This is a genomic window from Streptomyces sp. ICN903, from assembly GCF_022015835.1.
GTDB lineage: Bacteria > Actinomycetota > Actinomycetes > Streptomycetales > Streptomycetaceae > Streptomyces > Streptomyces fenghuangensis.
Window position 1 is genome coordinate 1 of record NZ_JAKMAY010000275.1, and the last position, 7662, is coordinate 7662.

The 7662-nt window shown below is 74.1% G+C and carries 11 protein-coding genes; 6 read left to right on the forward strand and 5 right to left on the reverse strand.

The features are described from left to right. The coding region (locus tag L7D48_RS22950; protein WP_237879419.1) for a hypothetical protein at positions 1-224 on the forward strand (224 nt) is incomplete at its 5' end. 138 nt (positions 225-362) lie between these two features. On the opposite strand, the gene L7D48_RS22955 is transcribed toward L7D48_RS22950, so the two are convergent. The 3 genes from L7D48_RS22955 to L7D48_RS22965 all read right to left on the reverse strand — a co-directional run bounded on the left by L7D48_RS22955 (position 363) and on the right by L7D48_RS22965 (position 2770). Further along, positions 363-1316, reverse strand: a complete 954-nt coding sequence (locus L7D48_RS22955; RefSeq protein WP_237882013.1) for a pirin family protein — start codon at positions 1314-1316, stop codon at positions 363-365. Positions 1317-1530: 214 nt separating this feature from the next. Beyond that, the gene (wrbA, locus tag L7D48_RS22960) at positions 1531-2151 is read right to left on the reverse strand and encodes an NAD(P)H:quinone oxidoreductase (protein WP_237882015.1); all 621 of its coding nucleotides are present in this window, start codon (positions 2149-2151) and stop codon (positions 1531-1533) included. Positions 2152-2377: 226 nt separating this feature from the next. After that, the gene (locus L7D48_RS22965; protein ID WP_237882017.1) at positions 2378-2770 is read right to left on the reverse strand and encodes a helix-turn-helix transcriptional regulator; all 393 of its coding nucleotides are present in this window, start codon (positions 2768-2770) and stop codon (positions 2378-2380) included. A 95-nt stretch (positions 2771-2865) separates the two neighbouring features. Between L7D48_RS22965 and L7D48_RS22970 the strand changes: the two genes are divergently transcribed. Both L7D48_RS22970 and L7D48_RS22975 read left to right on the forward strand, forming a co-directional pair. Beyond that, complete coding sequence (locus L7D48_RS22970) at positions 2866-4854, forward strand: heavy metal translocating P-type ATPase (RefSeq protein WP_237882019.1); 1989 nt, start codon at positions 2866-2868, stop codon at positions 4852-4854. Beyond that, a complete protein-coding gene (locus tag L7D48_RS22975; protein WP_237882021.1) occupies positions 4851-5261 on the forward strand; it encodes a (2Fe-2S) ferredoxin domain-containing protein in 411 nt (136 codons plus the stop codon). Before L7D48_RS22970 ends, L7D48_RS22975 begins: the two co-directional genes overlap by 4 nt. A 90-nt stretch (positions 5262-5351) precedes the next feature. Here the strand turns inward: L7D48_RS22975 and rpsN are convergent, their stop codons facing one another. Together rpsN and rpmB are read right to left on the reverse strand one after the other, a co-directional pair. Then, positions 5352-5657: a 30S ribosomal protein S14 gene (gene rpsN / locus L7D48_RS22980; protein WP_237882023.1), complete on the reverse strand. Its 306-nt coding sequence runs from the start codon at positions 5655-5657 to the stop codon at positions 5352-5354. Next, positions 5657-5893 carry a 50S ribosomal protein L28 gene (gene rpmB, locus L7D48_RS22985; RefSeq protein ID WP_237882025.1) on the reverse strand — a complete coding sequence of 79 codons (237 nt, stop codon included), beginning with the start codon at positions 5891-5893 and terminating at the stop codon, positions 5657-5659. The genes rpsN and rpmB overlap by 1 nt, the downstream gene beginning before the upstream one ends. 70 nt (positions 5894-5963) lie before the next feature. Here rpmB and rpmG point away from each other — a divergent pair, with 70 nt between their 5' ends. The 3 genes from rpmG to L7D48_RS23000 are packed head-to-tail and all read left to right on the forward strand — an operon-like array spanning position 5964 to position 7587. Beyond that, positions 5964-6128: a 50S ribosomal protein L33 gene (rpmG, locus tag L7D48_RS22990; protein ID WP_093655888.1), complete on the forward strand. Its 165-nt coding sequence runs from the start codon at positions 5964-5966 to the stop codon at positions 6126-6128. 53 nt (positions 6129-6181) lie between these two features. Continuing rightward, positions 6182-6439: a type B 50S ribosomal protein L31 gene (locus tag L7D48_RS22995; RefSeq protein WP_206347758.1), complete on the forward strand. Its 258-nt coding sequence runs from the start codon at positions 6182-6184 to the stop codon at positions 6437-6439. Then, a complete protein-coding gene (locus L7D48_RS23000; RefSeq protein ID WP_237882027.1) occupies positions 6436-7587 on the forward strand; it encodes a GTP-binding protein in 1152 nt (383 codons plus the stop codon). Before L7D48_RS22995 ends, L7D48_RS23000 begins: the two co-directional genes overlap by 4 nt. Positions 7588-7662 lie beyond the last annotated feature (75 nt).

Sequence of the window (7662 nt, forward strand, 5' to 3'; positions counted from 1 at the left end):
GCGGCGACCTGCGCGCCGCCGCCGACGCCATCCGCCTGGCCCGCAAGACCCTGTCCACCATCAAGGGCAACCTGTTCTGGGCCTTCGCCTACAACGTCGCCGCCCTGCCACTGGCCGCCGCCGGACTGCTCAACCCGATGATCGCGGGAGCGGCGATGGCCTTCTCCTCCGTCTTCGTCGTCGGCAACAGCCTCCGGCTGCGCCGCTTCCGCGCCCAGAGCTGACCACCGCGTCCGCGGATCACAGAAGCCGCACCACCTTCGGGGGCCGGGGCACACCGTGGAACGGCGCCCCCGCCAGTCGTCCGGTGGGCGGGCGGGCGCCGCTTGTCGGCCGGGAGCCGGGCCACGTCGTGGGCCTGGTCACCGGCCGTCTCCGGTCCGCTGCCAGAAGGGGGCCTTGGCGGGGATGAGCGGAAGGGAGGAGCGCACCCGGCCGAAGCGGTCGTCCTGCGCCGTCCAGGAGGCGTGGGCGGCGTCGATCTCGGCGCGGGTGCGGCCGACGAAGTTCCACCACATCACGATGGGTTCGGGGAACGGTTCGCCGCCCAGCAGGATCGCGCGGGCCGGCTCCCGCACCTGGAGGTGGAGTTCCTCTCGGCCCTCGCCCAGGTAGCCGAGCCTGCCCGGACGCAGCGGCCTGCCGTGGACGGCGACGGCTCCCTCGAGGACCACGAGGGCGTACTCGAAGTCGGTGCGCAGCGGCACGGTGGCGGAGGAGCGCAGGTCGAGGTCCACCCCGGTCAGGGGGGTGTCGTGCCGGGCGGGACCGGACAGCCGGCCGAAGTCCCCGACCAGGACGGTGGCCGCGCCCGCGCCGCCGTCCAGGTCGGTGCGCGGAAGCTCGGTGTGGTGCTCGAAGGCGGCCGGTCCGTGCCGGGTGCTCTCGGGCAGGGCGACCCACAGCTGGATGCCCTCCAGGACGCCCCGGTAGTGACCGGTGGCCTCCTCGGCGTGGGAGACGCCGCCGCCCGCGGTCATCAGGTTGAGCTGGCCGGGCCTGATGACCTGTTCGGAGCCGAGGCTGTCGCGGTGCAGCACCTGCCCGTCGGTGAGCCATGTGACGGTCTGCAGGCCGATGTGGGGGTGGGGGCCGATGTCCAGACCGCTGTTCTCGGTGACGTCGGCCGGTCCCATGTGGTCGGCGAAGCACCAGGCGCCGACCGTGCGCCGGCCCCGGCGCGGCAGCGCGCGGCGCACCCGGATCCTCCCGACCGTCTCCTCCCGGCTTTCGCCCACCTCCACGCACGGCGCGGTGGGGTGGCCCGCGTCGGCCAGGGCGGGGGGCGCGTCGACCGTGCCGACCGGTCCGCTCATCACAGCTCCTCGTTCTCTGCCGCCCGCACCGGGACGGGTGCGGGGCACCGGTGTGTCAGGGCCGCGAGGCGCGGGAGTCCTGCGGTCGCCGTGACACGGGATACGGAGCGGGGGTACCCGGGTCCGTGTCCGGTAAAAGGCGGACGGGGGTTCGCCCGTCGTCCGGGCGAGGCGCGCCGGCCGCACGGCGGGGTGCGGCCGGCGCGCCCGGTGATCAGGCGGTGGCGAGGCCGGCCTTGAGGGCGGTGGCGATCCTCACGACGCGCTCGGCCTGTATGCGGGCGGCGGTGCGGGTGGTGTCGTCGACGGGGTTGTTGCCCTGGGCGTCCACGTGGGAGGTGCCGTAGGGGTTGCCGTCGGCGAACTTGGCCGGGTCGGTGTAGCCGGGGGCCACGAGGATGCCGCCGAAGTGGTGGATGGTGTTGTACAGCGCCAGCAGGGTGGACTCCTGGCCGCCGTGGGCGGTGGCGGAGGAGGTGAAGCCGCTGTAGACCTTGTCGGCCAGTTTGCCCTGGGCCCACAGACCGCCGAGGGTGTCGATGAACTGCTTGAGCTGGCTGGCGATGTTGCCGTAGCGGGTGGGGGAGCCGAAGATCACCGCGTCGGCCCACTCCATGTCCTCGGGGGTGGCGTGGGGGATGTCGGCGGTGGCGGTGACGTTGGCGGCCCAGGCCGGGTTGGAGTCGATCGCGGCCTGCGGGGCGAGTTCGGCGGCCTTGAGCAGACGGACCTCGGCGCCGGCCTTCTCCGCGGCCTGGGTGATCTCCCTGGCGATCTCGGCGATGGTGCCGGTGGAGGAGTAGTAGACGACGGCCAGCTTGACGGGGGTGCTCACGGTTGCGGTCTCCGTTCCGTAGGTGTCGTGTGTGCGATCGCGGCTGAAAATGCCCATGACAGATCTCGTCCTTGCCCTGTGCACCGGTCGACCGGGCTTGCTTGAACGTTAAACAATCGCACGGGCGTCCAGATTCCCCGCATCGGGGGAATTAATCAAGTCCGCGACTCGGGGCGGCCCCGGCCGGACGGCGGCCGGCGCGGACCCGGGGGCTCAGCTCAGCCGCTCAGGAGGAGGCGGCGGGCTCGGCCGCCTCGATCCGGGCGTCGGCCAGCCCCAGGCGCAGATGCTCCACGTGGTAGAGGGCCTGGTCGAGGAGTTCGGCGACATGGTCGTCATGCAGGGCGTAGACGACACTGCGGCCCCGGCGGGTGCCGGTGACCAGGCCGAGGGTGCGCAGGACACGCAGCTGGTGGGAGCAGGCGGACTGCTCCATGCCGACGGCGGCGGCCAGTTCGGTGGCCGCGCAGGAACCTTCGCGCAGCCGGGCCAGGATCAGCAGCCGGGAGGGGGTGGCCAGGGCCTGGAGGGTCTCGGCGACCCTGGGCGCGTTCTGCGCGGTCAGCCGGGCACGCGGAACCGCACTGCCGCTCTCGGGGGGTTTCGCTCCATGGCCCATGCCCTCATCCTACGGAAACTAATACATGAAAGACTGTTCAATCGTTCCTGTATGGTGTGGAGCCCGGACTCCACGTCTCCCGAAGGCCGTCGCCCATGACCTCGACACTGACCACCCCGGCGCCGCCGGGAGAACACACCCCTGCCGCCGCGCCGCGCGGGCGCACCCGGATCCTGGCGCTGCCCGAGGCCCGCTGGGCGCTCGCCGCCCTGACCCTCTTCCTGGCCGCCCTCCCCCTGTACCTGCTGGATGCCCCCGCCTGGCTGTGGGGCCCGCTGTTCGCCGCCGTCTACGCCACCGGCGGCTGGGAGCCGGGCTGGGAGGGCCTGAAAGCCCTGCGGGACAAGACCCTGGACGTGGATCTGCTGATGGTGGTCGCCGCCCTCGGCGCCGCCGCCGTCGGCCAGGTCCTCGACGGGGCGCTGCTGATCGTCATCTTCGCCACCTCCGGCGCCCTGGAGGCGGTCGCGACCGCCCGCACCGCGGACTCGGTGCGCGGCCTGCTCGACCTCGCCCCGGCCACCGCGACCCGGCTGTTGCCCGGCGGGGGCGAGGAGACCGTTCCGGCCGCGGAACTGGCGGTCGGGGACACCGTCCTGGTCCGCCCCGGCGAGCGGATCGGCGCCGACGGCACGGTCCTCGCCGGCGAGAGCGAGGTGGACCAGGCCACCATCACCGGCGAACCGCTGCCGGCCGCCAAGCAGCCCGGGGACGAGGTGTTCGCCGGCACGGTGAACGGCACGGGCGCCCTCACGGTGCGGGTGGCGCGGGATCCGTCGCAGACGGTGATCGCGAAGATCGTGGCGATGGTCGAGGAGGCCTCCGAGACCAAGGCCCCCACCCAGTTGTTCATCGAGAAGGTCGAACAGCGGTACTCCGTCGGCATGGTGATCGCGACCCTGGCGGTGTTCGCCGTTCCGCTGGCCCTCGGCGACGACCTGCGGTCGGCGCTGCTGCGCGCGATGACGTTCATGATCGTGGCCTCGCCGTGCGCGGTGGTGCTCTCCACGATGCCGCCGCTGCTGTCGGCCATCGCCAACGCCGGCCGCCACGGCGTGCTCGCCAAGTCCGCCGTCGTCATGGAGCGCCTCGGACAGACCGACCTCGTCGCCCTGGACAAGACCGGCACCCTCACCGAGGGCGCCCCGCACCTCACCGACCTGCGCCCGCTGCCCGGCAGCGGGCTGACCGGCAGCGGGCTGACCGGCGACGGGCTGCTGGCCCTGGCGGCCGCGGCCGAGCACCCCAGCGAACACCCGCTGGCCCGCGCCGTCGTCGACGCCGCCCGCGAGCGCGGCCTTCCCCTGGCCGCCGCCTCCGGCTTCGCCTCCGCCCCCGGCCGGGGCGTGAGCGCCACCGTCGGCGGCCATGCCGTCCAGGTCGGCTCCCCCGGCCGACTCCTGCCCGACGGCGCCGAGCAGGCCCGCGCCGCGGCGGGGGAGTTGGAGGACGCCGGACGCACCGCCGTCGTGGTGCTCCGCGACGGGACCCCGGTCGGCGTGCTGGGCATCACCGACCGGCTGCGGCCGGACGCCGCCGCCACCGTCGCCGCCCTGACCGAACTGACCGGGCGGCCACCGGTACTGCTGACCGGCGACAACGAGCGCGCCGCCAGGCGCCTGGCCGCCGAGGTCGGCGTCACCGACGTCCGCGCCGGGCTCCTGCCCCAGGACAAGGCCGCGGCCGTCCAGGCGTGGGAACGGCAGGGCCGGAAGGTACTGGTCGTCGGCGACGGCGTCAACGACGCCCCCGCGCTGGCGGCCGCGCACTGCGGCGTCGCGATGGGCGAAGCCGGCTCCGACCTCGCCCTGGAGACCGCCGACGCCGTCGTGGTCCGTGACGAACTCGCCACCGTCCCGGCAGTTGTGAGGCTGTCGCGCAGAGCCCGCCGGCTGGTGGTCCAGAACCTCGCCGTCGCCGGCGTGTTCATCGCCGTCCTCGTGGCCTGGGACCTGATCGGAACCCTGCCGCTGCCGCTCGGCGTCGCCGGGCACGAGGGCTCCACCGTCATCGTCGCCCTCAACGGCATGCGCCTGCTGCGCGAGACCGCGTGGCGGAACACCCTCGCGGGAGGTGCCGAGTGAGCAGGCGCTCCCGGTCCGCCGGCTCCGCCCCGCCGCCGGGTGCGGCACGGTGCACGGTCACCGTCTGCCGCGGCTGCTGCTGCGGCAGCGCCAAGATCCCCGGCCTCGACCACGCCGCCCAACTGTGCGGTCTGCGCCGGGCCCTGGACGGTGTCGCGGCCGTCCGCGCCACCGACTGCCTGGACGCCTGCGAGCACGCGAACGTCATCGTCGTCCAGCCCTCCCCCGCCGGGCGCGCGGCGGGCGGCCGGCCGGTCTGGCTGGGCCTGGTCAACGACCCCGACGCCACCGCCGACATCACCGCCTGGGTCGAGCGGGGCGGCCCCGGCCTCGCCGAACCTCCCGGCATCCTCGACCTCTACACCTTCACGCCCTCCCGCCGGGTCCGCGGGCGCATGGAGGAGTGAGGCCCCCTCTCGCACCGCGCCCGCACATCCACCGCCCACCGGCCTCTTCGGGGCGGAGGCGGCCCACCGCCTCCGCCCCGAAGAGGTTTCTCACCAGGAGGACTTGGTGACTCCGGGCAGGAATCCGGCGTGGGCCTGCTGCCGCATCCGCACCCGGGACAGTCCGAACTTCCGCAGGTGACCGCGCGGACGGCCGTCGACGGCGTCGCGGTTGCGCACCCGGGTGGCACTGGCGTCACGCGGCTGGTGCCGCAACTCGGCTTGTGCGGCGGCGCGTTCGTCCTCGGTGGAGGAGGTACGGCGGATGATCTCCTTCAGCTCGGCGCGCCGGGCCGCGTACCGCTCGACGGTCGCCCGCCGCCTTTCGTTCTTGGCGATCTTGCTCTTCTTGGCCATCAGACCTTTCCCCCTCTCGCCCGGATACGGGCCACCGCGGCCTCGATCCCGATGGCGTCGACGGTCTTGATGCCCTTCGCGCTGAGGGTGAGCCGGACGTGGCGCCCCTCACTGGGCAGCCAGTACCGCTTGCGCTGGATGTTGGGGTCGAAGCGGCGTGGGGTGCGCCGGTGGGAGTGGGAGATGTTGTTGCCGAAGCCCGGCTCGGCGCCGGTCAGCTGGCAGTGGGCGGACAAGGGGGTTCCTTCCTGTCTGTGCGGACGGCTCCCTTTTCGATAATGGAAACCATTGTCATATACTAGCGCCATGGCACGCAGTGAACTCCGCCCGGTCATCAAGCTCCGCTCCACCGCGGGGACCGGCTACACCTACGTCACCCGCAAGAACCGCCGCAACGACCCCGACCGCATGGTCCTGCGCAAGTACGACCCGCTGGCCCGCCGCCACGTCGACTTCCGCGAGGAACGCTGACCCCGGCTCAGAGCCCGACACCCGCCCCGGCCGCACGACCCGAGGACACCACCGTGAAACCCGGAATCCACCCCGCCTACCGCCCCGTCGTCTTCCGCGACAGGAGCGCCGGCTTCGCCTTCCTCACCCGCTCCACCATGACCAGCGACAGGACGATCGAGTGGGAGGACGGCAACACCTACCCCGTGGTCGACGTCGAGATCTCCTCGGCGAGCCACCCCTTCTACACCGGCACCCAGCGGGTCCTGGACACCGCCGGACGCGTGGAGCGCTTCGAGCGCCGCTACGGCTCGCGCGGGGCCCGCCGATGACCGTGGAGCCCCGGCTGCCCGTCGTGATCGTCGCCGGGCTGCACGCCGACGCCCGCCGCGAGGTGGTTCAGCGGCTGCTGCGCGCCGTACCGGGCGGCGTGGCCCTCCACCACGACCTGTCCGGCGCCGCGCACGGCACGGTGCTGCGCACCGTGCGGGACGCCTCGGGCGAGCTGTCCCGCGGCGAGGCGCCCCTGGTCGACGACTGCGCCTGCTGCGCACTGCGCGAGGACCTGATCCCGGAACTGGAGCGGCTGGCCGCCGGCGGCACGGCCCGGCTGGCCGTCGTCGAACTGTGGGACTCCGTCGAGCCCAAGGGCATGGCCGAGGTCGTCGACGCCCACGGCCGCGACGCGCTGGAACTGACCGGCGTCGTCACCGCCGTCGACCCCGCCCTCGTCCTGCCCTGCCTGGCCAACGGGGACGACCTGGCCGAGGCCGGTCTCGCCGCGGCCGCCACCGACCAGCGCACCGTCGCCGACACCTGGGCGCGGCAACTGGAGTACGCCCCCGTGCTCGCCCTCGTCGACAGCCCCGAGGCCGACGAGGCCGACCACTCGCTCCTGGCCCAGCTCCACCCGGCCGCGCGCCGGGTGCGGGCCGCCTCCGGGGAGCTGGCCGAGGCCGCGCTCGCCGGCTTCGACGCGGCGATGGCCGCCACCGCCCAGCACCCGGCCTGCTCCCGGCTGCCGCAGGAGGCGGACGAGGCCGGGGTGGCCACCCTGGTCTGGCGCCGCCACCGCCCCTTCCACCCCGGACGGCTCTACGAGGCCCTGGAGGACCTCGCCTGCGCCGCCGCCCGCAGCCGCGGCCGCTTCTGGCTGGCCGACCGGCCCGACACCCTGCTGGCCTGGGACTGCGCCGGCGGCGCGCTCTGCGTCGAGAGCGCCGGCCCCTGGCTGGCCTCGCTGCCCGACGCCGCCTGGGAGATGGTGGACCCCGTCCGCCGGACGGCCGCCGCGCTGGACTGGCACCCCGAGCACGGCGACCGCTGCCAGCACCTGGTCTTCACCTCCCCCGACCTGGACCGCGAGGGCCTGGTGAGCCTGCTCGACTCCTGCCTGCTCACCGACGCCGAGTACGCCGCCGGCCGCGAGGCGTGGAGGCGCCTCCCGGCCGCCTTCGCCCCCCTGCTGGACGCCGCCTGAGCCCCGGGCCGGTCCGGCACCCCGACCCACCAGACGACCCGACCAGAGCCGAGGAGCACCTCCCCATGCCACGCC

Coding starts and splice junctions, on each gene's coding strand:
- L7D48_RS22955 (WP_237882013.1), bottom strand. CDS start 1,316: ATGAGCGGACCGGTCGGCACGGTCGACGCGCCCCCCGCCCTGGCCGAC.
- L7D48_RS22965 (WP_237882017.1), bottom strand. CDS start 2,770: ATGGGCCATGGAGCGAAACCCCCCGAGAGCGGCAGTGCGGTTCCGCGT.
- rpmG (WP_093655888.1), top strand. CDS start 5,964: ATGGCACGCAGTGAACTCCGCCCGGTCATCAAGCTCCGCTCCACCGCG.
- rpsN (WP_237882023.1), bottom strand. CDS start 5,657: ATGGCCAAGAAGAGCAAGATCGCCAAGAACGAAAGGCGGCGGGCGACC.
- L7D48_RS23000 (WP_237882027.1), top strand. CDS start 6,436: ATGACCGTGGAGCCCCGGCTGCCCGTCGTGATCGTCGCCGGGCTGCAC.
- L7D48_RS22970 (WP_237882019.1), top strand. CDS start 2,866: ATGACCTCGACACTGACCACCCCGGCGCCGCCGGGAGAACACACCCCT.